Genomic DNA, 26,776 nt, shown 5'->3' with positions numbered 1-26,776 from the left:
GCGTTCTTCGCTAAGCTCGACATCATCGACGCAAGGAGGCGGGAGTGGACATGAGCAGAATCGAATCGGTCCTCACACGGATCGAACCACATTTGCCACCAGGGGCGATCGTCACCGACGAGAACGAGCGCAAGACCTACGAGTGCGACGGTCTGGCAGTGCACAGGACCGTCCCAGCCCTGGTCATCCGCGTCACCTCCACCGCCGAGGTGGCCCTGACCGTGCGTGCCTGCCACGAGTTCGACGTCCCCTTCGTCGCGCGCGGTTCGGGCACCGGGCTCTCCGGTGGGGCCCAGCCGCACGCAGAAGGCGTGCTCATCGTCATGTCGACGATGAGGGACATCCTCGACATCGACCCTGCCGCCCAGCGCGCGATCGTGCAGCCAGGCGTCATCAACCTCAACCTCTCCAATGAGGCCAACCCCGACGGCTACTATTTCGCCCCGGACCCCTCGAGCCAGAGCGTGTGCTCGATCGGAGGCAACGTCGCAGAGAACTCCGGCGGTGCCCACTGCCTCAAATACGGTTTCACCACCAACCACGTCACCGGCCTCACCCTCGTCACCGCCCAGGGCGACATCGTCGACATCGGGGGACAGGCTCCCGAATACCCCGGCTTCGACCTCCTCGGCGTGCTCTGCGGATCAGAGGGAACGCTGGGGATCGTCACCGAGGTGACCGTGCGTCTGACCCGGCTGCCCGAAGCAGTGGAGACGCTGCTCATCGGGTTCGAGTCGACCGATGCGGCAGGAGAGGCGGTCAGTGACATCATCTCTGCGGGGATCATGCCCGCCGCCATCGAGATGATGGATGCGTTGGCCATCGAGGCCGCAGAGAAGGCCGTGGCCTGCAACTATCCGGACGGTGCAGGTGCCGTCCTCGTCGTCGAACTCGACGGACCGGCCATCGACGTCGATCTCGAGCGGGAGACGGTCATCGCCAGGGCGAGGGACCACGGTGCCGGTGAGGTTCGCGTCGCCGTCGACGATGTCGAACGCGGACTGATCTGGAAGGGCCGGAAATCGGCGTTCGCTGCCGTCGGTCGGATCAGCCCCGACTACATCGTCCAGGACGGAGTCATCCCACGGTCGCGGCTCGGGCCCGTCCTGGCGTCGATCTCGACGATCGCGGAGGAATGCGGCGTGCGCGTCGCCAACGTCTTCCACGCCGGCGACGGCAATCTGCATCCGCTTGTCCTCTTCGATGGCAGCATCGAAGGCCAGACCGAGTTGGCCGAGACCGCTTCCGGTCGGATCCTCGACCTGTGCCTGAGCGAAGGCGGTTCGATCACAGGCGAACACGGGGTCGGATCCGACAAAGCCAAGTTCATGCCGCGCATGTTCACGAATGAGGATCTGGACACGATGCAGATCCTGCGCTGCGCCTTCGACCCGGACTATCTGTCCAACCCGGGAAAGGTCTTCCCGACACCACGACTGTGCGGGGAACCACCTCGGCGAACATCCGGGGAGCATCCCCTCCAGGCGGCAGGAAAGGCGGAGCTGTTTTGACCGAGGAACTTCCCAGATTCGCTCGACCCGAGAGCGTCGAGGAGCTCTCCGAGATCATGTCCAACGCACACCGAGACGGACACAGCGTCGCCGTCTACGGCGGCGGGACGGCCCTCGACGACCACCCGCCGGGTGAGACACCGGGGCTCCTCATCGACATGAGCGGGCTCAACCGGATCATCGAACATTCTCCTGGGGACCTCATTCTCGTCGCCGAGGCAGGTGCGACGATCGCCGATCTCAAGGATGTCGCCGAATCCGGTGCCCAGGAACTCCTCTCGGACTTTCCTGCAGATCGGGTCGACTCGGGATCGACGCTGGGCGGCGCCATCGCAACCAGAGCCGTGGGGCCACGGAGAATCGGCCGTCTGCCGCTGCGTGAGGTCGTCCTCGGCGTCACCGTCGTCCTCGCCGACGGCACCATCGCGAAGGCCGGTGGCAAGGTTGTGAAGAACGTGGCCGGCTACGACCTGTCAAAGCTCATGACCGGGTCCTGGGGCACGCTGGGGATCATCGTCAGCGCAGCGATCCGACTGTACCCGAAGCCGGAAACCCAGGGTTACGTCGAGATTCCCGGCGCCGAGGCTGCATTGGGAGTCCTCGGCTCCCAGATAGCGCCGGCGGCAGTCGAAATCGACCGGTCACCGGGTGCAGAGGCCACGACCGTCGTCATGATCGAAGGACTCCCGGAGTCGGTCGAATCCCGAACCCGACAGATCATCGAGGCCTACCCCGGTGCGAAGGCGGGCATCGAGCCGAGCTGGTGGGCACGGCGTGCTCAGGCCCCCGTGACGATACGGGCCTCGGTCTCACCGGCGCTGGTGCCGGAGCTGGTGGCTCAGATCGCCCGACTCGAAGACGCCATCGGCTACCCGATCCAACTGCGCGGGTCCGCCATGGGTGTCTTCGACCTCGGCGTCGGCGCACCCGACATGGACCCTGCGATCGCGACACGGGTGGTCCTCGAGCACCTGCGGACCTGGGACCGGAAGCAGCTGATCGCGACTGTGCTGTGCGCGCCGCCCGCAGTGTGGAACGAGGTCGACGCTTGGGGCGAGATCCCCGGGTTCGCGCTCATGGCCACCATCAAGGACCAGTTCGATCCGAACGGTCTGCTCTCACCCGGACGTGGAATAGGAGGACTGTGATGTCATGCGATTGCGGTGGCGCAGGAGGTTGCCAAGGCGGCGGGACGCCCAGCGAAGCGACTGGCCAGACACCGTTGGAGGCCACGATGGCGACCGGAGGTCAGGCAACGATGGAGATGGCTCCGCCGACCATGGACCACTCGGCCTTCGACGTCTTCAACCCGCCGGACCCGAGTCTCATCGCCGACTGCGTCCACTGCGGTTTCTGCCTTCCCGCCTGCCCGACCTACCAGCTGTGGGGAAATGAGGAGGACTCACCGCGCGGACGCATCTACCTCATGGAGAAGGGCCTGGAGAACGGGCCGATGAGTGCGTCCATGGTCGAACACTTCGACGCCTGCCTGGGATGCATGGCCTGCGTCAGCGCCTGCCCGTCCGGAGTCCAGTACGACAAGCTCATCGAAGCCACCCGCGGACAGGTCGAACGCAACGGCAAACAGCATCGCAGCCGCGGCGAGGTGGCACTGCGGGAGGCGATCTTCCAGCTGTTCCCGTACCCCGATCGTCTGAGGACCATGTTGGCACCCCTCAAGCTCTACCAGCGGACGGGACTGTCATCGGTCATCCGAAAGTCCAAGATCCTCGAGAAGCTCTCACCGACTCTGGCCACGATGGAGGCCATCGCACCGCCTGTGACCAAGAAGGTCACCATTCCAGCGACTAACCCGCCACGCACGGCCGAGGGCGAAAGCCTGCCTGTCCGGTCGCGAGTGGGGATGCTGCTGGGATGTGTGCAACGAACCTTCTACCCCCAGGTCAACGCCGCTACGGTGCGTGTTCTCAACATGGAAGGCTGCGAAGTCGTGGTGCCTCAGTCACAGGGCTGCTGCGGTGCCCTGTCCGTCCACGCCGGGCGCAGCGAAGAGGGCGAGGACTTCGCACGCAGAATCGTCGACACATTCACCTCGGCGGACGTGGACTATCTGGTCGTCAACTCCGCAGGCTGCGGTTCGACGATGAAGGAGTACGCCGATATCCTCGCCGATGATCCCGCCTACGCTCAGCGCGCGAAGGAGCTGGCGGACAAGGTCAGGGACGTGACCGAGATCCTCGTCGAACTCGGACCCAGCGCCCCACGGCACCCGGTGGCCCGCGGTGGGCTGCGTGTGGCCTACCACGACGCCTGCCACCTCTCCCATGCCCAAGGTGTGCGCAACCCGCCACGCGAGCTGCTGGGGCAGATCCCCGGGGTCGAACTGGCTGCGATCAAGGACGCCGACACCTGCTGCGGCTCGGCCGGAATCTACAACCTGGTGCGCCCTGAGGCAGCCCGCGAACTGGGGGACAAGAAGGCCACGAACATCGCCGCTACCGGAGCCGATCTCGTCGTCACCGGCAATCCCGGCTGTCTGCTGCAGGTCACCGACGCACTTCGCCGACAGGGAGAGGCCACACTGCCGAGTGCACACACGATCGAACTCCTCGACGCCTCACTCACCGGTGCAGGAGCAGGGGATCTGTTGGCGCGGTGAGGCACCCGGTCTGCTGCGGCCGCTGGAGGACGCTGCGTGAGTAGGAGCCGCGCTACTTGACGATGAGCACCGGGCACTCTGCCTCGAGGATCACCCTCTGCGTGCTTGAGCCCAGAAGCAGCTTGACCACGGGGGAGCGGCGCTTGGAGGGCATCACGATGAGCTTCGCCTGCAATGTCTCGGCGAGGTCGATGATCTGGGAGGCCACATCGGAATCGGCGCGTTGGATCTCGAACTCGAGGTCCGCCTCGGCGAGCCGATCGGCCAATTCCTTCGTCTGAGACAGGGCACCGGTGGACGGAGCGGTCGTCGTATCCGATTCGAAGTGGACCGCGCGCACAGCCGCGCTCTCTCGCCGGGCGCCGGCGATCGCCTGCTCGAGGAGTGCCGTGGAGGAGTCCGACCGGTAGGCCAGGATGACCGTGGCCTGGGCATCGTCGATGCCGGCCGAGGCCGCTACCCGCAGCGAGGGAGCCGGGAAGCGGCGACGCGGGGCTGAGTAGAAATCAGTCATGTCGGTCGTGGTCCTATCCGATTGCGATGACGCCGATGAGGACGCCGACGGTCAGCATGACCAGTGACACGATGAGGGCGCGCCACAGGACCTTCTTGTGGTGGTCTCCGAGTTCGACTCCCGAGAGTGAGACGAGGAGCAGGATCGCGGGCACCAGCGGTGACTGCATGTGCACCGGCTGGCCCGTGATGGAGGCTCTGGCCATATCGGCCGCGGAGATGCCGAAGTGACCGGCGGTTTCGGCCAACACTGGAAGGATGCCGAAGTAGAAGGCGTCATTGCTCATGAAGAACGTCATCGGGATCGAGAGCAGCCCGGTGATGACGGCCATGTAGGGGCCCATGGATGTTGGAATGACGTCGACGAGCCACTCGGCCATGGCGTCGACCATGCCGGTTCCGCTCATGATGCCGGTGAGAACGCCGGCGGCCATGACCATGGCGACCACGGCGATGATCGCCGAGGCATGCGAGGCCAGCTCTTCCTGCTGTGCCTTGATATTCGGGAAGTTGACCATGAGGGCGATGACCATGGCGATCATGAACAGGTAGGGCAGGGGCAGCAGGTCGGCGATGAGCATGACCATCACGGCCACGGTCAGCGTCAGGTTGAACCAGAAGAGCTTGGGACGCAGCGTCGCTCGGTTGGGGTCGAGCGCGGTGTCGGTCAGAGCGGAACCGGAGCCGGAACCGGCTTCTGAGCCGTCATCGGAACCCGCGGTCTCCGCGAGCGATGATCCCGCCGAGGCTGGCGCGCCGTGATCGGATCCCGACGTGGACCCGGTGCTGGGAGCAGAATCTGAACCCGAGGCTGAACCCGTGCTCGAGCGGGCGACTGCACCGACGAGGTCGGAGCGCTTCGATCCTGAATTGGACTCATCGACCCAGGCCACACCGTTCTTGGCAAGACGGCGTCGTTCGGAGATGCCGAGGAAGTAGGCGAAGACGAAGCACACCAGCAGGCCCGCAGCGAGAGCCGGGACCATCGGAGCGAAGATCTCGTTGGCATCGATCTGCAGGGCCGAGGATGCGCGTGCCGTCGGACCGCCCCAGGGGACGATGTTGAGAGTGCCGTTGATCAGACCCGCGACACAGGTCAGCACCACGGGCGACATCTCCAGGCGCTGGTAGATCGGCAGCATTGCGGCGGTGACGACGATGAACGTCGTCGACCCGTCGCCGTCGAGGGAGACCGCTCCGGTCAGCAGGGCCGTGCCCATGACGACTTTGACGGGATCGTGGCCTGCGACCCTGAGGATGAACTCGACGAGCTTGTCGAAGAGTCCGACGTCGATCATGATGCCGAAGTAGATGATGGCGAAGAGCAGCAGCGCTGCCGTCGACGACATGTCCGCGATGGCGTCCATGACCATTTCGCCGATTCCCAGGCCTGCGCCGGTGAACAGTCCGAACACGGTCGGGACGATGATCAGCGCCAGGATCGGTGAGAGTCGCTTCGTCATGATCAGCGTCATGAAGACGATGATCATTGCGAAACCGAGAACTACGAGCACGTGCTTCTCCTATGAAGGCGGATGTGATGCCCGATACACCCTAGATCGCGTTCTGTCGCGGCGCGCGTTTGTGTGCACTGAACACGTTCTGCCTCTTTGGTACCTTTTGCGCATTTCGCTCATGCGTGGTTAGTGTGGGTCGGTGCGACGTCCCACCCGATCCTTCTCGCGCCGTGTGCTGCTCAGCCAGCTCGCGGTCGTCGTGGTGACGCTGGCGCTGGTGACCGGAGTCTTCGCTTGGATGGGTGCGCGCTCGGTTACCGAGGTCACCGAGACCGAGGCCCTGGCGACTGCCCGGGCCCTGGCGGTCGATCCGGAGGTGAGGAGGGGCGCGACTCGGGCTTCGGCCGAACATGCACAGGAGCCTGATGACGCGATCACTTCGGCGCTGATCAAGATCACCGACGACCTGAGGGACTCTTCGGGCATCGTCTTCGCGGTCATCACCGACGATCGTGGAATCCGACTGACCCACCCGGACCGGGACAATATCGGCAAGCATGTGTCGACATCCCCGGATGAAGCACTGGCCGGGCGGGAGAACATCAGCCATGAGCGCGGCACCCTCGGCGAGACCGTGCGGGCGAAGGTGCCGATCTATTCCTCCTCCGATGATGAGACTGTCGTCGGACAGGTCTCCGTCGGCATCCACGCTTCGGTGCTTGATGCCGACCTGCGACGAGAATTCCTTGTTCTCGGCTCTGTCGCAGTCCTCGCCCTGATCATCGGCGTGATCGCCTCGCTCGCTCTGGGCCGCAGGCTGCGCCGCGAGACTCTGGGTGTGGGTCCCGAGGAGCTCGCAGAGATGGCACGTGATCAGGGTGCAGTCCTGCGCGGCCTCGACGACGGTGTCCTGGCCTTCAGCTCATCCGGGGAGCCGACTCTGAGCAATGCGACGGCCGAAGAGCTGCTCGGGATCGCCCATGTCGATGCCGACGAAGACGGCGTCGACACAGGCGAGGACACCACGGCCTCGGACACGGCCGGGGCCGCGAACGCCTCACAGGCGGACGTGCCTGAGGTGATCAGAAGCATGATGCTCGATGCACCCGATCACGGTGCCCTGCGTCGGCGAGTCACCGTCGGCGATCGGATCCTGTTGGCCACGGCTGTCCGGGTGAGCCGTGATGGGGTCTCCGTGGGCGGGGTCGTCACCCTGCGCGATGAGACCCAGGTGCTGACGATGGCCCGTCAGCTCGAATCGGTAACGTCGATGGCCCGGGCCCTGCGCACTCAGCGCCACGAGTTCGCCAACCGGCTGCACACCGTCCTCGGCCTCGTCGACACAGGTGCCACCGATGAGGCACGGAACTACCTCGCCACGATCCTGCGGACCGGACCGATCGCGACCCCCGTCGAAGGCATCGAGGTGATCACCGACCCGTATCTTCGTGCGCTGCTCGAGGCGAAGGGGACCACCGCCGCCGAGGCGGGTGTGACCCTTGCAGTCACCCCGGATTCCTTGGTGCTGGGTCGGGTGAAGGAGCCCGAGGACGTCACACTCATCCTCGGCAATCTCATCGACAATGCGGTGCGAGCGGTGGTGACGAATGCAAGCGGCAGCGATGCTGAGGGTGCTTCTCGAACCGACGAGGTGTTCGGCAGAGTCGAGGTGACGCTGCTCGGCTCCGGTCCGGAGCTGCATGCCGTCGTCACCGACTCCGGTGGGGGAGTCGATGACGCTGATGCGGAGTCCATCTTCGACGAGGGGATCAGCAGTGCCGACGGTCTCGACCCAGAACATGGCCACGGCATCGGTCTGGCGCTGTGCCGAAGGACCGCCCGGAGACACCACGGCAGAGTGTGGCTGCTCAGCGGTCACGATTCAGACCTCGGGGGTGCCAGCTTCGCCATGGGCCTGCCCGATGTGCTCAGCGAGGATGCGGACGACGACATCTCCACAGGCGGCAACCACGAAGACGACATTCCTGCGGACGAGACTTCCGCAGACGACAAGGAGAGATGATGGTCAACGTTCTGGTTCTCGATGACGACTTCTATGTGGGGCAGATCCACTGCCGGTACGTCAACGAAGTTGCCGGATTCCACGCCCTGGAACCGGTCAGAGATCTGCGTACCGCGCGCACGATCATCGCCGAGGACGATGTGGACCTGCTGTTAGCTGACTACGTTCTGCCCGAAGGCAACGGTGTCGAACTGATCCGTGAGACCGATGTCGATGCCATCGTGCTCTCGGCCGTGGCCGATCCCGACGTGGTGCGCTCGGCTCTGCGGGCAGGAGCGATGACCTATATCATCAAACCCTTCGCTGCCGAGGAGCTGCAGGACTTCCTCAGGCGCTATGCCCGCTTCCGGCGCTACTGGGACCGCGAGAAGGTCAGCCAGCCGGAGCTCGAACGTCAGCTGCGCAGTCTGCATGATGTCTCCGCGCCTGGGAGTGCACCGGCCAAAGGCTCGGGCTCGTCGACCAGCGGACGGATCCTCGAGGCGCTCGAAGGCGCGGATCGTTCGCTGACGGCGATGGAGGTCTCTGATGTCGTGGGAACCTCCCGCGCAACTGCCCAGCGCCACCTGGCGAAGCTGGCCGAGTCCCGAGCCGTCACCGTCTCGCTCCAATACGGAAGCACCGGCAGGCCGGAGCACCTCTACGGAGTGGGCTGAGGGATCAGCTCGACTGATCATCATCCCCATCGTCATCGAGCAGATTGAGTGAGTCCGGGAGGACGCGCATCGAGATGAGTGGGGAGATGAGGACGGGCAGCGAGGAGAACACGGCTGCAGCGGCGAAGATCCACAGGGTCGGAACGATCCCGATCGCATGTCCGATCGTTCCGCCGAGGAAGGCCCCGACTGGCATCGGGCCCCACACGAGAAACCGAATCGAGGCGTTCATGCGTCCGAGAAGGGGTTTCGGACACAGCCGTTGGCGGAAGCTGACCTGGGTGACGTTGTAGACGACGACGGCCCACGAGATGAGGAACCAGCCGATGAACAGAGTCGGCATCGAGGGAAGCAGATCAGCGGCGGGCACTGTCAGGAAACACACCCCGCTCAGTGCCGCGGAGACGGCGATCGAACGGCCCTCGCCGACGATTCGCTGCACCCACGATGTGCTGATGGCTCCGAGAATGCCGCCTGCCGCACCGACCGACATGACGATCCCGAGTTGGAACTGGCTGAGACCCAGTGTGCGCAGGGCATAGAGGACGATGAGAGCGAAGATCGCCGAGGACGCGAAGTTGGACAGTCCCGTGCAGGCGACGATGCGGCGCAGGAGCACGTGTCCGAGGACCAGGGAAAGGCCCTCGCGGATTTCAGCGAGGAGGCTGGAGCGTTCCCGTTCCTCCGTCCGGTGCTCGCGATGGTGGATCCGGCTGATGAACAGGCTCGACAGCGCCATGCACACACTTGTGGCTCCGACCGTCAGCGGACCCCCGATGAGACTGACGAGTCCTGAAGCCAGCGATGGGCCTGCGACCTGGGCCGTCTGCTGAGTAGCTTGCAGCTTTCCATTGCCGTCGGCAATCTGGTCGCCCGAGACGATCGAGGGCAGATAGGACTGGTTGGCCACGTCGAAGAAGACAGTGACGATTCCGATCACGGTGGCGACGATGCAGAGATGAACGAAGGACAGGGCATCAACGACCCAGGCGACGGGAATGGTGAGAAGGACGAGTGCTCTGAGGACGTCGCCGGCGACGATCACGTGTTTTTTGCGCAAGCGGTCGACCCATGCTCCAGCCGGAAGACTGATGAGAAGAAAGGCGAGGGACTCCAACGTCGAGAGCACCCCCATCTGGAAGGCATCCGCATGCAGGAGCTGTACGGCGATGAGCGGCATGGCGAAGGTGACGAACTCGACGCCGAACACTGAGACGGTATCGCCCATCCACAGCTGCCGGAAGTCGTGATGTCGAAACAGCGTGCTCCGCGGTGGGGGTGTGGACCGGGCCGCGTCGTGTGGCTGACCTTCGGAGCTTGTCGGCAGTCGGTCGGGCACGTCGTCGGTCGGCACTGTGCGGCTCCTAGGCGAGCGATTGGCGTCTCTCAATCACTTATCAAAGCGCACTGATTGGGATAAGTCAATCACTTCAGGTTTCCTGATTGGTCTGAGCCCACCGCTGGTACCGTTGAAGCCATGAGAGACGAGGCGTCGAACAGGACTGGCAACGAGCAGTCGGTTGAATATTCGATGCCCGAATTCGAGCGCCGAGACGCGACCGACGCCGAGGCAAAGGCGCTGGCATCCGGCGTGCGCTTGCGCATTCTTCGGTTGTGCTTGGATGAGCCGCTGAGCAATCGAGAGATCGCGACCGAGCTCGACCTCAATCCGGCCACGGCTCTGCACCATGTGAGAATGCTTGTGGGGACAGGCTTTCTTGAGGCTCAGGAGGAGCGTCGGGGCAAGCGCGGATCACGCGAAATCCCATATCGCGCCACCGGTAAGAGCTGGTACGTCAACACCGGTGACATGACGCACCCGATGATCGATGCCTTTGTGGCCGAATTCGATTCTGCGCCTTATGAGGACCGCACGATGGCGCGCATGGCCGCGATGCTGACCGAGGATGAAATAGCAGAGTTCAGGGACCGCATTCAGGAGCTGCTTGAGGATTTCAAATCTCGACGCAAAACCGAGGATGCTCAGCAGTGGGCCCTCTTCATCGCCATGCACCCCAGTGAAGCATCCGGGCGTGACCTCGATCAGCTTGCTGCTGAGAACTCAGATGACTCCTGACATGAAGAACAGTCACCGGACCAACGAGTCCCGGGATGCGCCGGACCGCCCACGACACGGGTGCGTCTTTGTGGCCTGAATACTGTGAAGACGTATCCTGCTATGGGTTGAACGGCTCTCGATCTAACGGTGTATCGAGCCGGCCTCGGCGCGCCGAACCCTGCGGATTTACTGGGCAGGAGCGCATAATCGCCCTAAGATGAGAAGCATGGCGACCAGAACGACTTCCCCCGCTTCTGGTAAAGGAAAAGGCACAGCGCGCAAAACTGCTGGTCGGACCGGGCAAGCGGGGAACAAGGAAGACCCCGGGACAAACGTTGTCACCGGTGCGTGGAGGGGAGTGGCCCACATGGCCGGAAACCGTGCGCGAAAGATCCTCAGCGACGAACCGAGCGATCAGTCACCGACCAAGAGAGACGGCACCGCCTTCTTCCTCATCGGTCTCTCGATCATCATCGCAGCCTTCGAATGGTGGAACATCCCCGGCGCCATCAGCGACGTCGTCCGCAACGTCGTCGAAGGCACCTTCGGGAGGGTGGCACTCGCATTGCCGGTGATCTTCACCTGCTACGCGATTCGACTGTTCCTGCGCGGAGACGATAACCGGGGCAACAACAGGATCCTCATCGGTATCATTCTCCTGCTGCTCTCCGCATCCGGACTGGCCCATATTGCCGCGGGCAATCCGACTTTCACCAACTCCAATGATGCTATGGCCAACGGCGGCGGCGCACTCGGATTCGTCATCTCATCGCCACTCGTGATCGCGACCACCGTCTTCGTGGCCGTGCCGCTGCTTGTGCTGCTCGGACTCTTCTCCCTGCTGGTCATCACCGCGACACCAGTGCGTTCGATCCCCAAGCGCCTGATGGATCTCTACCTGCGTCTGACCGGGGGAGCGCGGCCCAATACTGAGAAGCAGGACGGACAGGACTCGACCGACCTCGTCGCTGAGAACGCGCGCACCTCCACCCTCAAACCCGTCATGGGCACCAAACGTCGGACCAAGAAAAAGAAGACCGACCTGCCTGAGGGTGAACATCCCGACGATGACACGACTACCAAGGCCTACGACAAGGCCTACATCCATGAAAACGATGTCAGCGATGAAGAAGCCGACACCACCGTCATCGAACGACCGAAATTCAAGCCGGGTGAACGTCGACCGACGAAGGCCGAGCGGGAAACAGCTGCGCTGAAGAAGACCATCGGCATGGACGATGATGCCGCCACGGTCACGAACAAGGCCGCGCCAGGTGACGCCTCGGCGCCGGTGCCGGTGACGAACAATCCGGCACCGCCACCCACCGAACAGCTGCCCGAACGCGTCGAGCAGCTCACTCTGGCCGGGGACGTCACCTACACGCTTCCGAGCTCGGACAACCTCACCCCCGGCCCGCCCGCAAAGGAGCGCTCCGAGGCCAACGACCGTGTCGTAGAAGCACTGCGCGACGTGCTCGACCAGTTCAAGATCGACGCACAGGTCACTGGCTTCTCACGTGGCCCCACGGTCACCCGCTACGAGGTGGAGCTGGGATCGGGCACCAAGGTCGAGAAGGTCACGGCATTGTCGAAGAACATCGCCTACGCAGTGGCCAGTGCCGATGTCCGCATCCTCTCGCCGATTCCCGGCAAGAAGGCCATCGGCATCGAGATCCCGAACTCCGACCGCGAGAACGTCTCCCTCGGCGACGTGCTGCGCTCGAAGGCCGCCCGCAAGACCGAGAACTCACTGGTCATGGGCGTGGGCAAGGACGTCGAAGGCGGATTCGTCGTCGCCGACCTGGCGAAGATGCCCCACCTGCTGGTCGCCGGTGCGACCGGTGCCGGTAAGTCGAGCTTCGTGAACTCCATGATCACCTCGATCATGATGCGCGCAACCCCTGACGAGGTGCGTATGATCCTCGTCGACCCCAAGCGCGTGGAGCTGACGATCTACGAAGGCATCCCGCACCTCATCACCCCGATCATCACCAACCCCAAGAAGGCCGCCGAGGCGCTCGAGTGGGTAGTGCGCGAAATGGACGCCCGCTACGACGACCTCGCGAACTACGGGTTCAAGCACATCAACGAGTTCAACAAGGCCGTCCGGGAGGGCCGCGTCGAAGTTCCTGCAGGATCGGAACGGGTGCTCCAGCCCTACCCCTACCTGCTGGTCGTGGTCGACGAGCTCGCCGACCTGATGATGGTTGCCCCACGCGACGTCGAAGCTTCGATCCAGCGCATCACCCAGCTGGCGCGTGCGGCCGGTATCCACCTGGTCCTGGCCACACAGCGACCCAGCGTCGACGTCGTCACCGGACTGATCAAGGCCAACGTGCCCTCACGCCTGGCGTTCGCCACCTCATCCCTGGCTGACTCCCGAGTCGTGCTCGACCAGCCGGGCGCGGAGAAGCTCATCGGACAGGGTGACGCACTGTTCCTGCCCATGGGTGCTGCCAAGCCGATGCGTGTCCAGGGTGCCTGGGTCAACGAGTCGGAGATCGAGAAGGTCGTCGAACACGTCAAGGGCGAACTCAAGCCGAACTACCGTGAAGATGTTGCGGTGGAGAAGCCGACGAAGCAGATCGACGAAGAGATCGGCGACGATCTCGAACTCCTGCTTCAAGCGGCCGAGCAGGTTGTGACCACGCAGTTCGGCTCGACCTCGATGCTGCAGCGCAAGCTGCGCGTCGGCTTCGCCAAGGCCGGGCGTCTCATGGACCTGATGGAATCACGAGGCATCGTCGGACCCTCCGAAGGGTCGAAGGCTCGCGACGTGCTCGTCCGGCCCGAGGATCTGCCGGGAACGCTGGCGATCATCAAGGGCGAGACCCCGCCGGACGAGGACACGAACCCGGAGGCTGGCGGCGGTGCGGATGATGACGGCTACGGCGCCAGCCGAGCGCATGATGCAGGCGGGCAGTCGGCGGCGGCAGACTACGACGAGGAGTTCGATGACTTCGGAGGCTCGGGGGCAGACACCTCGGCGAGGTCTTCAGGCTCCCGTGCCAACGATCGTTATGCGACGGGCGTCGGGCATGCCGCAGACCTGCATGTCGGCGACGTCGACCCCGAGACCGGGTTGGAAGTCGTAGAGACCAGCGGTGAGGAAGCTTGGTCGCTCACAGGCCGCTGACTCCAGCGACAGCGCAGAACTGAAGATCTGAATTCGGCGTGGAGCCGGCCTCTGAAACGAGTGGCCGGCTCCACGCCATTCACATGTCACTCCGATAGGCTTGACACGTGAATGATCGATCAGAGAACGGCACCCCGGGACACGCACCGGCAGAGCCCAGCCCGTGGAATGTTCCCAACGCCCTGACCGTATTGCGGATCCTGCTCGTCCCCGTCTTCCTCGTCCTCCTCCTGGCCGATGGAGGCCAGGACATGACCATGCGGTGGTGGGCATTGGTCGTCTTCCTCCTGGCGATGGCCACGGACAAGATCGACGGAGATCTCGCACGCAAGTACAACCTCATCACGAACTTCGGCAAGATCGCCGACCCGATCGCCGACAAATCTCTGATGGCTGCGGCACTCATCGGCCTGGCCGCGATTGCTGAGATCCCTTGGTGGGTTCCCATCATCATCCTCGTCCGGGAACTCGGCATCACCGTGCTGCGGTTCTTCATGATCCGCATCGCCGTCATGCCCGCATCCAGAGGCGGCAAGATCAAGACCGTGCTGCAGACCGTCGCCATCGGGCTGTTCCTCCTCCTTCGCCCCATGGCGCAGATCGTCCCGGAAGGCGCGACCTTCGCACTGCTGATCCTGGCCTGGCTGATCATGGTCGCCGCCATCGTCGTCACAGTCGTGACGGGAATCGACTACTGCCTCCAGGCCGCGAAACTTGCCAAGGAATCGCGCGGAGGAGACGGAACTGCCGAGACCGGAGCCTCCGACCCGAGTCCGAAGTGAGCCTGTGAACGAGACCGATCTCTTCTCCCGAAGTCAGCACCTCATCACCACCTGTGCGCAGGTGGGACTCTCGGTCGCTGGAGCGGAATCACTGACCGGCGGTCGCTTCGTCGCCACGCTCGTCGATGTTCCCGGAGCCTCCGCCGTGGTACGCGGTGGACTCATCACCTATGCCACCGACCTCAAATCGCGGCTTGCCGGAGTCGATGCCGACCAGCTCGAAGAGACAGGACCCGTCGACGAAGTCGTCGCAGCTCAGATGGCGGCCGGTGCGGCCAGGGAATGTGTCTCCGACATCGGCGTGGCCTGCACCGGAGTCGCCGGACCCGAGCCGCAGGACGACAAACCGGTCGGTCTCGTCTACACGGGCATAGCCTTCGCCGGAAAAGCGCAGGTCAGCGAGCATCATTTCGCCGGAGATCGGGACGCTGTGCGCGCACAGACGGTCGCGGCCATGGTGGCAGACCTCGACGACTTCGTCACCCGGCTGGCGTTCGGCCCCGACGCGAACGGACCCCAAGAATCATGACGGTGCAGCTGCGGAATAAGTTCGACCTCGGCGAAGTTGACCAGATAATGGCAATTGGACGAATACACATCGGCACCTTCGAATGGACTGGCAAAACCATCAGGTCACGTACCCAGGTTGGCGCTCGGCATCGACCGGGCTGTAAAGTTGACTACACCATCACGACTGTTCACGGAGACAAAGGGAGGGACGCGCAATGCTACTGAGAGTTGAAATCGGTGACGCACTGCGCTCCGTACGCCGGCGCCAGGGGCGAACCCTGCGCGACGTCTCCACGGGAGCCAGCGTATCGCTGGGCTACCTCAGCGAGATCGAACGCGGACAGAAAGAAGCCTCCTCGGAGCTTCTCTCCGCGATCTGTGAAGCACTCGATCTGCCGTTGTCGGCTCTGCTGTCATCGGTCTCCGATCGTTTCGCGCTCGAAGAGGGCGTCGAGATTCCCGACACCATTCCACAGGAACTCTCGGACAAGATCCTCGGGCGCCCGGGTGGATACCCGGTGCCACGACTGGCAGCCAAGCCGTAATGCGTCACACCCTCTACTGGGTCCTCATGAACGAGGAGTTCGGAGAGGCTCGTGCTGCATCGCTGCACACGGACCTCGCACTGAGCAGCCTGGGTTCTCGGACCGCCGAAGAGGCATTCCGTGCAGGCATCGAACCCCGCGACATCTGGATCGCAGTCTGTGACGCCTCGGGCGTGCCCGAATCACACCGCCTGGGCAAAGAGAAGCCGCGTTCACGTCCCTTCTAGGGTTGCCCCTCCGTGGGACTGTCGTTCCCAGGACTCTTCCTCATCATTCGAATCCTGCCTGTTCGCAGTGCGATATCGCGGGTGCCTGGTCCGGGTGACTGGGGCAGAGGGGGGAGTGGCGTCAGGTGGGAAATAGTGCGACACGCGCCGTCATATAGAACACTTGTTCCCATGTCGGTTATGCTGGTAATGAATCACGGGACCTGTGACCATGAGTGGCTGATTATCCACGGGGGAATTCGTTCCTCTGTTGTTATGTCAGTGCCACCTTCTAGCCTTGGTCTCAACGGAAAAAGAAACTTTTAGGAGAGACCATGGCTCGGACACCGAAGAACCTGCAGATCCCAACCGGCGGAGATAAGTCGAAGGCACTGGACGCCGCGCTGGGACAGATCGACCGCAACTACGGCAAGGGCGCGATCATGCGTCTGGGCGAAGGGGTTCGCGAACCGATCGCCTGCATCCCCACCGGTTCCATCGCACTCGACGTCGCTTTGGGCATCGGCGGCCTGCCACGCGGTCGTGTCGTCGAGATCTACGGCCCGGAATCCTCGGGTAAGACCACAGTGGCACTGCACGCTGTCGCCAATGCACAGAAGACCGGCGGAATCGCAGCATTCATCGATGCTGAGCACGCACTTGACCCGGAATACGCGAAGAAGCTCGGAGTCGACACCGACCAGCTGCTCGTGTCTCAGCCAGACACCGGTGAGCAGGCGCTTGAAATCGCCGACATGCTCATCCGCTCCGGCGCGCTCGACGTCATCGTCATCGACTCCGTCGCGGCACTCGTGCCGAAGGCCGAGATCGAAGGCGAGATGGGCGACAGCCACGTGGGCCTCCAAGCACGACTGATGTCACAGGCCCTGCGCAAGATCGCGGGTGCACTGTCCCAGTCGAAGACCACCGCGATCTTCATCAACCAGCTGCGTGAGAAGGTCGGTGTCTTCTTCGGCTCACCAGAGACCACCTCCGGTGGTAAGGCTCTGAAGTTCTACGCCTCCGTGCGCATCGACGTGCGACGCATCGAGACCTTGAAGGAAGGTCAGGATGCGGTCGGCAACAGAACCCGTGCCAAGATCGTCAAGAACAAGATCGCACCGCCGTTCAAGCAGGCCGAGTTCGACATCATCTACGGTCACGGAATCTCCCGCGAAGGCAGCCTCATTGATATGGGCGTCGACAACGGCATCATCCGCAAATCCGGATCCTGGTTCACCTACGACGGCGACCAACTCGGGCAGGGCAAGGAGAAGGTGCGAACCTTCCTCAGCGACAACCCAGGCCTGGCCGAAGAAATCGAACTCAAGATCAAGCACAAGATGGGTCTGATCAAGGTTGACGAGCCCGAACCCGAGGCAGAGGTCGACCAGCTTGAAGACACCGCAGCAGAGAGCTCGAAATCGGATGACGTCGAAGTCTCCTGAGCCGATCGATCGCGGAAGCGATCTCGCCGAGTCGAGACCCCACGGGGGAGGCTCGGCGAGATCAGATGCGCCGACGACGAAGCTGGACAAGCTGCGCGAGGCCATCACCGAGATCGACCAGAGGCATGCCGAGGGGGAGTCGGAGTACTTCGCTGATTCCACCTTGCCCTCGGAATCTTGGTTGCCCTCTGATGTCACATCATCAAGGGATGCTCCCTCGTTCGCTGACTCGCTGGAGTTCGACGATGAAGCTGAGCCTGAGGATTTCGACGCCTCATACGCGAAGGCGAAGAAGACGGCCATGAACATGTTGGCCATGCGCGACCATGCCAGCGGCGAACTGCGCGACAAACTGCTCAAACGAGACTTCCTGCCGACGGCAGTCGATGAGCTCATTGCCAAACTGCAGAAGTCACGGCTCCTTAACGACGAGGAATTCGCTCACCGCTACGTACGCGCTCACCGGGAACGACGCAAGCTCTCCCGATCGGCTCTCAAACGAGAACTGAACAAAAAGGGATTGCCCGCAGAGATCGTCTCCGGCGCTGTCGAAGATGTGGACGGGGAAGATGACCTCGCCCGCCAAGTAGCCGAGAAGAAGGCCGCATCGACACGCGGACTCGACTACGAAGTCCGCGAACGTCGAATCCTGGGTATGCTCGCCCGACGCGGATTCACTTCCTCAGTCTGTCTGAAAGTGACACGCGAAGTCCTCGCCGAAGACTGAACAACGCCGATGACAGACAACAGCTAGAATAGTTGCGCCATGACTGAACTGATTGATGCCCCCGCCTCCACCGAGAAATCACCACGCAGCTACGAGGTGAAGACCTACGGCTGTCAGATGAATGTCCACGATTCCGAACGGCTCTCCGGACTTCTCGACGATGCGGGCTATGTTCCCGCGGACACCGATGACCAAGCCGACGTCATTGTCTTCAACACCTGCGCGGTGCGGGAAAACGCGGACAATCGCCTCTACGGAAACCTCGGTCAGCTCGCCCACGTCAAGGAACGCAACCCCGATTTCCAGATCGCAGTCGGTGGCTGCATGGCGCAGAAGGACCGGGACACGATCGTCAAGAAGGCCCCCTGGGTCGACGTCGTCTTCGGCACCCACAACATGGGATCACTGCCGGCGCTGCTCGAACGAGCCCGACACAACCAGGAAGCCCAGGTCGAGATCCTCGAGAGTCTCGACGTCTTCCCTTCGACCCTGCCCAGCCGACGCGAGTCGCAGCATTCCGGGTGGGTGTCGATCTCGGTCGGCTGCAACAATTCCTGCACGTTCTGCATCGTTCCCAGCCTGCGCGGCAAGGAGAAGGACCGCAGGCCCGGCGACATCTTGGCCGAGGTTGAAGCGCTCGTCGCCGACGGAGTCGTCGAAGTCACGCTTCTGGGCCAGAACGTGAACTCCTACGGCGCAGAATTCAGGGACAAAGGCGCATTCGCGAAACTGCTGCGCGCCGTGGGCAATGTGGAGGGCATCGAACGTGTGCGTTTCACCAGCCCACATCCTGCATCATTCTCCGACGATGTCATCGATGCCATGGCAGAAACGCCGACCGTGATGCCGCAGCTCCACATGCCGCTGCAGTCCGGGTCCGATACGATCCTCAAATCGATGCGCCGGTCCTACCGCACCAGCAGATTCATGCGCATCCTGGATTCCGTGCGCGAGAAGATCCCGCACGCAGCGATCACCACCGACATCATCGTCGGATTCCCCGGAGAGACCGAAGAGGACTTCCTGGGCACCATGGACATCGTGCGTCGTGCGCGCTTCTCGCAGGCATTCACCTTCCAGTACTCCATACGACCAGGCACTCCTGCCGCCACGATGGACGATCAGGTGCCCAAGCACATCGTGCAGGAACGCTTCGAGCGGCTGACGGCCCTCCAGGATGAGATCTCCTGGGAGGAGAACACAGCACAGATCGGTCGAGAGGTCGAAGTCCTCGTCACGACCAGACCTCATGATGACTCACCACGACTGACCGGCCGATCCGCGGACAATCGACTCGTCCATGTCGGAATCCCGCAGGGAGCGTCCATGCCACGTCCCGGTGACTTCGTCACCGCTACCGTGACAGATGCCAAACCCTTCTTCCTCTTGGCCGACTCGGGCTTCGGTGTGCGTCCGTCCCGAGCAGGCGATGCCTATGACCGCGCTCAGGCGGACAGCTGCGGTGCCCCGGCGCCGGGCCAGACGAGCGGCGGATCAACCAACCTGGGCATGCCGACCATCCGCATCCGCGGCTGAGATGCGCTCCTTTGCGATCATCCCGGCGGCCCCAATCCTCCTGGCAGGCGTGAACCTGGCAGAGGCCGCCACAGTTGAGGCGCTGCGAACGTCGATCGAGTCCTGTCTGCTGACCAAGGCGTCGTGGGCACTGCCGGTCAGCGGACTGCCACTCTTGGCCGGCCTCGGGGGACTGGGGATCGATCGGGGCATCGACACCCGCACGAATGAGCTGCTCGAAGGCGAGGACTGGGTTCAGGCTGTGTCAGAACTAAGCCCTGCCAGCCGTGCAGACTGCGAATCCGCGCATCCTGCCATCGCCGTGGCACTCCTCCATGCCCACGCTTCCGGGGTTCGAATCGGCCCGCTCGGCAGCAGCGACGACCTGCTGATTCCCATCGACCTGTCCGTCGCAGCCTCGGACAACGCCCCATTGGCCCCCGTGCCCCAGGCAGCGGAGGCCGACGACAGGATCGTTCGCTCACTCCAAGCCGGAGATACCGGGGCGATCTGTGCTGCGATCGCTGCGGCAGCCGACGTCCACGCCGATCTCGACCTCCTCGACACCGCCGCTGTGCATATGCGGGCTCAAGGAGGTCGCGACTATTCGTTCACGACCGTCTTCGACGAGCGCGTCCACGAGGTTCGTTCGCTGTGCGGGACCGGGACGTACTGAAATGAGCCAACGTTGAGTACAGTCGACCAGCCGACCATCACGATTGCCGGAGCCACTGCCACAGGCAAATCAGATCTCGCTCTCAATTTGGCCGAGCATCTCGGCGGGGAGATCGTCAACACGGATTCCATGCAGTTCTATCGGGGTATGGACATCGGCACCGCCAAGCTCCCCGTCGGGCAGCGTCGGGGGATTGCCCACCACCTCATCGACATTCTCGACGTTCGTGAAGAAGCGAATGTGCAGACATTTCAACGACAGTCGCGTAAGGCCATCGCTGACATTCGTGCCAAGGGGAAACGTCCCATCCTTGTGGGCGGGTCAGGACTGTACGCTCGTGCAGCGACAGATCTGATGGAGTTTCCCGGCACCGACGCCGAGGTGCGGGCGCGGATCGAATCGGAGGTCGAAGCCGATCGCTGGGGCCGGCACCGGCATCTTCAGGAGGTCGACCCAGCCGCGGCTGCGAAGATCACACCCAACGACTCCCGACGCATCGTGCGTGCCCTCGAAGTGATCGAGCTGACCGGACGCCCTTTCAGCGCTCAACTGCCCGACTACCAGGCAATCGAACCGACTCTCCACCTGGGACTGAGCGTCGAGCGTACGACGCTGCACGAAAGGATTGCGACTCGGGTGGGAATCATGTGGGCGCAGGGATGGGTCGACGAGGTGCGCAATCTCCTCGATTGTGGTCTGGCCGAAGGCAGGACCGCGTCCCGTGCCATCGGATACGCACAGATCCAGCAGTATCTGGCCGGCGAACTCGATAAGGACGCCGCCCAAGAGCAGACGACGATCAGGACCCGGCAATTCGCCCGCCGACAGGATACGTGGTTTCGCAGAGACCCGCGCATCGCCTGGATCGACGCCACTGCCGGTGACCATGAGGCCAATGCGGCCAAAGCCCTGGACATCCTTGCAGACACGACAGCGACCATCGCAGACACGGCAGATCCCGAGAGGTGAAGGCAAGTCATGCAGGCTGAAGACAGTTCGCACGGGTTGACGACAGTTCACACGGGTTGGAAACAGTCCACGAGAGCTGAATGCCGACTGTGCCACGTGAGGGTCTGTCACCGATAGGATGAGACCATGAGTTCCTCCCAGTCACCATTCGCCGACATCGCAGACACCGTCTTCATCAAGGGGCACGGCACACAGAACGACTTCGTCCTCTTGGCCGATGATGACAGTGATCTGGAGATGCATCCGGAGACGATCGCGCTCCTTGCCGATCGTCGCTCAGGATTGGGCAGCGACGGGGTCATCCGCATCGTCCGCTCCGCAAGCAGCGGGATTCCCGGTGCCCAGGAACAGGCCGAGGCCGGAGCCGAATGGTTCATGGACTACTACAACCACGACGGCAGCCTCTCCGAGATGTGCGGCAACGGAGTGCGAGTCTTCGCCCACGTGCTCGTGACGACCGGACGAGTCGCGGCTGACGCCAGAGAGATCCTCGTCGGCACGCGTGATGGCATCAAGACCGTGCACACTGTCCTCAATCCGGCACTGGGCAAGCAGACCGGAGACTCCACTGCGACAGCACCGGCAGGGCGGACGCAGCCCGGCTCCGCAGGCGACGCCTGGTACATGATCGACATGGGCGAGTGGTCTCTCGACGACAGCGATGACGTTCTGGTCTCGACGTCTGGCATCGAAGTGCCCCGCCCCGGCATGCGGGTCGAGACGGGAAACCCTCACACCGTGGTCGCACTCGCGGAGTCGGCTGAGCTCGAAAGTGCTGAGCTGCGGGACGCCCCCGTCCTCGACCCGGTACCGCCGCAGGGGTCGAACATCGAATACATCGTGATGGAACCCGCCCGCAGCGATGTGGCCGGGGGAGAGGGCGCCCTGCGCATGAGGGTGTTCGAACGCGGAGTCGGCGAGACTCGCTCCTGCGGTACAGGAGCCTGTGCTGCCGCCATCGCCGCGCACCACTGGGCAGGTCCAGCATCGCCTCTGCAATGGCGGGTGGATGTTCCCGGGGGCCAGCTGCGCATCGGCATCACCCCGAATGAGGATGGTACACGCGGCAGCGTCACCCTCTCCGGTCCGGCAGTCCTGGTTGCCAGCGGCACAATCAGCTGACACGCGCCAGCCGCCGATGAGCTCCAGCTGGCCACACCGACGGGGCCATCAGTCGCGGTCGACGGTGAGGACCCGGTAACCCTTCGATGATCCGGTGCGAACGACGCTGAATCCACTTCCCAGAGTCTCGATGAGCCACTTCTGGAGCGAGTCCGCACCGAGGTTCTTGGACACCACGAGATCGGCACGCCCACCGGGAGCCAGCCGCGGCAGCCAGGTGGTCAGCAGCTCGTGCAGAGCCTCCTTGCCGACCCTGATCGGCGGATTCGAACGGATCGCACTGAACCGCAGGTCCGATGGGATCTCTTCGGCAGTGACAGGACGGATCGACGTCAGCCCGAGACGCTTCGCGTTCTTGGCAGTGGCGTCAAGGGATCGGGAATTGACATCGAGTGCCCACACCCTGACATCCACCTCGGCGTCCTCGGCACTCAGCGCAGCGTCTAAGGAAATGGGGCCCCAGCCGCATCCCAGATCGAGGATGTCACCCGGTTCTGGCACCGGCAGATGTCGCAGCAGAACTGCGGTTCCCAGGTCCAAGCGGGTGGGGGAGAAGGTCCCCGAGACGGTCTCGACCGTGACTTCATGGCCCGCGAGGTTCAGTGAGAGCTCGCGTGTTTTGGCCTCGCTGCTGGGCGATTGCGTGAAATAGTGCTCTGACACCGTTACAGTCTAGACGGCTGTGGGAGAATTGATGGACACCTCTCTGATCTGAGAGGAAACTCTCTGCGGCAGCAGTGCCGCAGAGAGTGGAAGCGAACAAAGGAATGAATGACGTCCACTGACAAAGAACGTCGGGACGCGATGCTCGACCGCGTTCTCGCACGAGGCGCCCAGGCGCTGGGCACCAACGAATCAAACGTCGACGATGCCTCGCAGTTCGATCTGGCTGAGAGGGCCGCGCTCAAACGAGTCGCTGGCCTGTCCACCGAACTCGAAGACATCACTGAGGTCGAATACCGCCAGGTCCGCCTGGAGAAGGTCGTCCTCGCAGGACTGTGGAATACGACACAAGCCGATGCCGAGAACTCGATCAGGGAGCTCGCCGCTCTCGCAGAGACCGCAGGATCTGAGGTCCTCGACGCGATCATCCAACGACGTGAGACCCCGGATCCCGGCACCTACCTCGGCAAGGGCAAGGCGGCCGAGCTGGCCGAGATCGTTGCCTCCGTGGGTGCTGACACCGTGATCATCGACTCCGAACTCGCGCCCAGCCAACGACGCGGACTCGAAGACGTCATCAAGGTCAAGGTCGTCGATCGTGTTGCTCTCATCCTCGACATCTTCGCTCAGCACGCGAAGTCCCGAGAAGGCAAGGCCCAGGTCGAACTGGCTCAGCTCGAATACCTGCTGCCGCGCCTGCGCGGTTGGGGCGAGTCACTGTCCCGACAGGCGGGCGGCCGAGTCGCCGGCGGTGCCGGAATCGGTTCGCGCGGTCCCGGTGAGACGAAGATCGAACTCGACCGCCGTCGGATCAGGACCAGAATGTCCAAGCTGCGCCGACAGATCACCGCGATGGCCCCGTCGAGGGACACGAAGCGGAAGAACCGCGCCCGCAATCACATCCCCTCGGTGGCAATCGTCGGCTACACCAACGCCGGCAAGTCCTCACTGCTCAACCAGCTCACCGACGCCGAGGTGATGGTCCAGAACGCGCTCTTCGCGACCCTGGATCCGACCGTCAGACAGTCCCGCACCGCTGACGGCATCACCTTCACCTACACAGACACCGTCGGTTTCGTCCGGAACCTTCCGCACCAATTGGTCGAAGCGTTCCGGTCGACATTGGAAGAGGCCTCGGATTCGGATCTGCTTCTGCACATCGTTGATGCCTCGCACCCCGATCCGCACGGACAGATCCGCGCTGTCCGGGAAGTGCTCAAAGACGTCGAAACAGGAGACATCCCCGAACTCCTCGTCTTCAACAAGGCCGACATCGCCGATGAAGCAGTGGTGACTGGACTCCACGCCGAGTACCCGGAAGCGAGATTCGTCTCCGCCGTGACCACGGACGGAGTCGCCGAGCTCGTCGAAACGATTGAGGCGATGCTGCCCTCGCCGAACATCGACGTCACAGTGCTCGTTCCCTATGAGCGAGGCGATCTCGTGTCGAAGATCTATGCCCTGGGCACGGTCGAGCATGAAGAGCACGGTGCCGAGGGAACCGCCATGCAGGCGAAGGTTCCGGCAGACCTGGCCGCGGAACTCGCCGACTTCCGACGTCCGGACCTGGTCATCGGCGAGTGAGCACCGTCGAAGATCTGCTCGAGTCCGCCGTAGGGGCCATCGGCGGCTCGACCAGGAAAGGTCAGACAGAGATGGCCGAGGCGGTCGCCTCGTCGGTGGACAAGGGCATCCACCTCTTGGTCCAGGCCGGCACGGGCACAGGAAAATCTTTGGCGTACCTGGTCCCCGCGGCCGAGTACTCCAGTCGGACGGGCAAGCGCGTCATCGTGTCCACGGCCACCTTGGCACTGCAGACACAGATCATCCACAGGGATCTGCCGCGGCTGTTCAAGTCAGTCAAGAAGACCCTCGACCCGCTGCCGAGGGCCGCCCTGCTCAAGGGCCGACGCAACTATGTCTGCAAACACAAGCTCTCCGGCGGATATCCCGATGAGGGCGAGGGGATGCTCTTCGACCTCGGTGCCGATGCGGAGGCCGGACGAAAGCAGAGCGACCGGTCAGGCCTGGGCGAGGAGATCCAGCGGATTCGGACGTGGGAGAAGACCACGGACACCGGAGATCGCGACGATCTGCTGCCGGGAGTCAGTGACAGGGCCTGGTCAGAGGTCTCTGTCAACGCCTTCGACTGCCTCGGGTCGAACTGCCCGCTGTACACGGAATGCTTCGCCGAGCTGGCCCGCAACAACGCGGCTGAGGCCGACATCGTCGTGACCAACCATGCGCTGCTGGCCATCGACGCCTTCGGCGAGAACGCGGTGCTGCCCGAGCACGACGTCATCATCATCGACGAGGCCCACGAGCTCAAGGACAGGGTCACGAACGCCCTGTCCGGTCAGATCAACACCAGCATGCTCGCGGCCGCCACAAGCTCGGTGCGCAAGCACACGATCGTTCAGGACGGCGTCGTGGCGCTGTTGGATTCAGCCGCTGCGGCACTCGAACGAGCCCAGAGCGGAGTCGGCGAAGGCCTGATCATGAACATGAGCGAGGCCCTGTCCCTCGCGCTGGCCCAGATTCGTGACTCCACTCGCCAGATCATCAACGACATCGGCGGCAAGACCGAAGACTCCGACGCCGGCCGTCAGATGGCCAAGGCCCGCTGCCAGGAGATCTTCGAACTCGCCGAGCGCTTCTGCTCCCCGGGCAAGAACGACGTCGTGTGGCTGTCTCGAAGCACCTTCCGCGAGCGCGAGACCACAAACCTCGTGGTCGCGCCGTTGAGTGTTGCCGGCACCATGCGGTCAGGGATCTTCGAAGAGTCAACGGTGGTGGCCACCTCGGCGACTCTGTCACTGGGTGGAAACTTCGACGCGGTCGCGGCGTCGCTGGGACTGTTCGGTCCCGACGCACCCAAATGGGACAGCCTCGACGTGGGATCTCCGTTCGACTATGGCAAGCAGGCCATCCTCTACGTCGCAGCACACCTGCCGCGCCCGGGCCGCAGCGGCCTGAGCGAACAGGCGCTGGATGAGCTTGAGGCGCTGGTCACCGCATCGCAGGGCGGTGCGCTGGGACTGTTCTCCTCACGAGCAGCTGCGAATGCCGCAGCCGAACACCTGAGGGCGAAATCGGACCTACCGATCCTTCTCCAGGGCGACGACGGACTGCCGTCTCTCGTTTCTCAGTTCACCGCAGATGATCAGGCCTGCCTGTTCGGCACCATGTCACTGTGGCAGGGAGTGGACGTACCGGGCCGGACCAATCGTCTCGTCATCATCGACAGACTTCCGTTCCCCCGGCCCGATGACCCACTGATGCAGGCCAGGTCGAGAGACGCCGACGATCGGGGAGTCAACGGCTTCATGGCCGTCAGCGCCACTCATGCCGCACTGCGCCTGGCACAGGGCGCGGGACGTCTCATCCGGTCGACCTCGGACAGAGGAGTTGTCGCGGTCCTCGACTCGCGTCTGCGCTCGGCTCGGTACGGCGGCTATCTGGTGAACTCGATGCCGACGATGTGGCCGACGACGGATTCGGCACTCGTGAAGAGCAGCTTGGGGCGTCTGGCAGAGACGGAGAAATGACCGGAGTCTGACACGCGCTGAGCCCCGTCCGACAGCACTCGGCTCTTTCAGACAGCGCTCCGCCTCGTCGAACAGCACTGTGCCCCGTCC

At 63.4% G+C, this 26,776-nt stretch carries 23 protein-coding genes; 19 read left to right on the top strand and 4 right to left on the bottom strand.

Features of this window, described 5'->3' with window-relative positions:
- Positions 1–50 precede the first annotated feature (50 nt).
- The 3 genes from ACE03M_RS00520 to ACE03M_RS00510 all read left to right on the top strand — a co-directional run bounded on the left by ACE03M_RS00520 (position 51) and on the right by ACE03M_RS00510 (position 4,131).
- Positions 51–1,511 carry an FAD-linked oxidase C-terminal domain-containing protein gene (locus ACE03M_RS00520; protein WP_485932130.1) on the top strand — a complete coding sequence of 487 codons (1,461 nt, stop codon included), beginning with the start codon at positions 51–53 and terminating at the stop codon, positions 1,509–1,511.
- A complete protein-coding gene (locus ACE03M_RS00515) occupies positions 1,508–2,659 on the top strand; it encodes an FAD-binding oxidoreductase (RefSeq protein ID WP_485932128.1) in 1,152 nt (383 codons plus the stop codon). The genes ACE03M_RS00520 and ACE03M_RS00515 overlap by 4 nt, the downstream gene beginning before the upstream one ends.
- Before the next feature lie 86 nt (positions 2,660–2,745).
- Positions 2,746–4,131, top strand: a complete 1,386-nt coding sequence (locus tag ACE03M_RS00510; protein WP_485932126.1) for a heterodisulfide reductase-related iron-sulfur binding cluster — start codon at positions 2,746–2,748, stop codon at positions 4,129–4,131.
- Positions 4,132–4,183: 52 nt separating this feature from the next.
- Here ACE03M_RS00510 and ACE03M_RS00505 read toward each other — a convergent pair whose 3' ends face one another.
- Together ACE03M_RS00505 and ACE03M_RS00500 are read right to left on the bottom strand one after the other, a co-directional pair.
- The gene (locus ACE03M_RS00505; RefSeq protein ID WP_485932124.1) at positions 4,184–4,645 is read right to left on the bottom strand and encodes a universal stress protein; all 462 of its coding nucleotides are present in this window, start codon (positions 4,643–4,645) and stop codon (positions 4,184–4,186) included.
- A 13-nt stretch (positions 4,646–4,658) separates the two neighbouring features.
- Positions 4,659–6,158, bottom strand: a complete 1,500-nt coding sequence (locus ACE03M_RS00500; RefSeq protein ID WP_485932122.1) for a CitMHS family transporter — start codon at positions 6,156–6,158, stop codon at positions 4,659–4,661.
- 142 nt (positions 6,159–6,300) lie between these two features.
- Here ACE03M_RS00500 and ACE03M_RS00495 point away from each other — a divergent pair, with 142 nt between their 5' ends.
- Both ACE03M_RS00495 and ACE03M_RS00490 read left to right on the top strand, forming a co-directional pair.
- Positions 6,301–8,124, top strand: coding sequence for a sensor histidine kinase (locus tag ACE03M_RS00495; RefSeq protein WP_485932120.1), 1,824 nt, complete (start codon positions 6,301–6,303; stop codon positions 8,122–8,124).
- Positions 8,121–8,780 (top strand): response regulator, encoded by a 660-nt coding sequence (locus ACE03M_RS00490; protein ID WP_260848095.1) that lies wholly within the window; start codon positions 8,121–8,123, stop codon positions 8,778–8,780. Before ACE03M_RS00495 ends, ACE03M_RS00490 begins: the two co-directional genes overlap by 4 nt.
- A 4-nt stretch (positions 8,781–8,784) precedes the next feature.
- Here ACE03M_RS00490 and ACE03M_RS00485 read toward each other — a convergent pair whose 3' ends face one another.
- Entirely contained in the window at positions 8,785–10,134 is a 1,350-nt protein-coding gene (locus ACE03M_RS00485) for an MFS transporter (RefSeq protein WP_485932118.1), read from the bottom strand.
- 123 nt (positions 10,135–10,257) lie between these two features.
- Here ACE03M_RS00485 and ACE03M_RS00480 point away from each other — a divergent pair, with 123 nt between their 5' ends.
- The 12 genes from ACE03M_RS00480 to dapF all read left to right on the top strand — a co-directional run bounded on the left by ACE03M_RS00480 (position 10,258) and on the right by dapF (position 22,475).
- On the top strand, positions 10,258–10,857 hold the full coding sequence (locus tag ACE03M_RS00480; RefSeq protein WP_395949617.1) for an ArsR/SmtB family transcription factor: 600 nt from the start codon (positions 10,258–10,260) through the stop codon (positions 10,855–10,857).
- Positions 10,858–11,206: 349 nt separating this feature from the next.
- A complete protein-coding gene (locus tag ACE03M_RS00475) occupies positions 11,207–13,975 on the top strand; it encodes a DNA translocase FtsK (RefSeq protein ID WP_485932115.1) in 2,769 nt (922 codons plus the stop codon).
- Positions 13,976–14,082: 107 nt separating this feature from the next.
- Positions 14,083–14,757 carry a CDP-diacylglycerol--glycerol-3-phosphate 3-phosphatidyltransferase gene (gene pgsA / locus ACE03M_RS00470; RefSeq protein ID WP_485932113.1) on the top strand — a complete coding sequence of 225 codons (675 nt, stop codon included), beginning with the start codon at positions 14,083–14,085 and terminating at the stop codon, positions 14,755–14,757.
- A gap of 4 nt (positions 14,758–14,761) precedes the next feature.
- Positions 14,762–15,286, top strand: coding sequence for a CinA family protein (locus ACE03M_RS00465; RefSeq protein ID WP_485932111.1), 525 nt, complete (start codon positions 14,762–14,764; stop codon positions 15,284–15,286).
- A gap of 196 nt (positions 15,287–15,482) precedes the next feature.
- Positions 15,483–15,812 carry a helix-turn-helix domain-containing protein gene (locus ACE03M_RS00460; RefSeq protein ID WP_143922548.1) on the top strand — a complete coding sequence of 110 codons (330 nt, stop codon included), beginning with the start codon at positions 15,483–15,485 and terminating at the stop codon, positions 15,810–15,812.
- Entirely contained in the window at positions 15,812–16,039 is a 228-nt protein-coding gene (locus ACE03M_RS00455; protein WP_101619758.1) for a DUF3046 domain-containing protein, read from the top strand. The genes ACE03M_RS00460 and ACE03M_RS00455 overlap by 1 nt, the downstream gene beginning before the upstream one ends.
- Positions 16,040–16,353: 314 nt before the next feature.
- Positions 16,354–17,466 (top strand): recombinase RecA, encoded by a 1,113-nt coding sequence (recA, locus tag ACE03M_RS00450; protein WP_143922549.1) that lies wholly within the window; start codon positions 16,354–16,356, stop codon positions 17,464–17,466.
- On the top strand, positions 17,447–18,193 hold the full coding sequence (locus tag ACE03M_RS00445; protein ID WP_485932108.1) for a regulatory protein RecX: 747 nt from the start codon (positions 17,447–17,449) through the stop codon (positions 18,191–18,193). Before recA ends, ACE03M_RS00445 begins: the two co-directional genes overlap by 20 nt.
- A gap of 39 nt (positions 18,194–18,232) precedes the next feature.
- Positions 18,233–19,729 (top strand): tRNA (N6-isopentenyl adenosine(37)-C2)-methylthiotransferase MiaB, encoded by a 1,497-nt coding sequence (gene miaB, locus ACE03M_RS00440; protein ID WP_143922551.1) that lies wholly within the window; start codon positions 18,233–18,235, stop codon positions 19,727–19,729.
- Between the two features lie 49 nt (positions 19,730–19,778).
- A complete protein-coding gene (locus ACE03M_RS00435) occupies positions 19,779–20,384 on the top strand; it encodes a hypothetical protein (protein WP_485932106.1) in 606 nt (201 codons plus the stop codon).
- 12 nt (positions 20,385–20,396) lie between these two features.
- Positions 20,397–21,353 (top strand): tRNA (adenosine(37)-N6)-dimethylallyltransferase MiaA, encoded by a 957-nt coding sequence (gene miaA, locus ACE03M_RS00430; protein ID WP_485932104.1) that lies wholly within the window; start codon positions 20,397–20,399, stop codon positions 21,351–21,353.
- 126 nt (positions 21,354–21,479) lie between these two features.
- Entirely contained in the window at positions 21,480–22,475 is a 996-nt protein-coding gene (gene dapF / locus ACE03M_RS00425; RefSeq protein ID WP_485932103.1) for a diaminopimelate epimerase, read from the top strand.
- 48 nt (positions 22,476–22,523) lie between these two features.
- Here the strand turns inward: dapF and ACE03M_RS00420 are convergent, their stop codons facing one another.
- A complete protein-coding gene (locus tag ACE03M_RS00420) occupies positions 22,524–23,138 on the bottom strand; it encodes a class I SAM-dependent methyltransferase (RefSeq protein WP_485932101.1) in 615 nt (204 codons plus the stop codon).
- Between the two features lie 108 nt (positions 23,139–23,246).
- On the opposite strand from ACE03M_RS00420, the gene hflX reads away from it, so the two are divergent.
- A complete protein-coding gene (gene hflX, locus ACE03M_RS00415; protein ID WP_485932099.1) occupies positions 23,247–24,722 on the top strand; it encodes a GTPase HflX in 1,476 nt (491 codons plus the stop codon).
- The gene (locus tag ACE03M_RS00410; protein ID WP_485932097.1) at positions 24,719–26,686 is read left to right on the top strand and encodes an ATP-dependent DNA helicase; all 1,968 of its coding nucleotides are present in this window, start codon (positions 24,719–24,721) and stop codon (positions 26,684–26,686) included. Before hflX ends, ACE03M_RS00410 begins: the two co-directional genes overlap by 4 nt.
- Positions 26,687–26,776: the final 90 nt, after the last annotated feature.

The sequence above is a fragment of the Brevibacterium sp. AGC70 genome (genome assembly GCF_057334195.1).
This window is presented reverse-complemented; position numbering and strand designations above follow the sequence as displayed.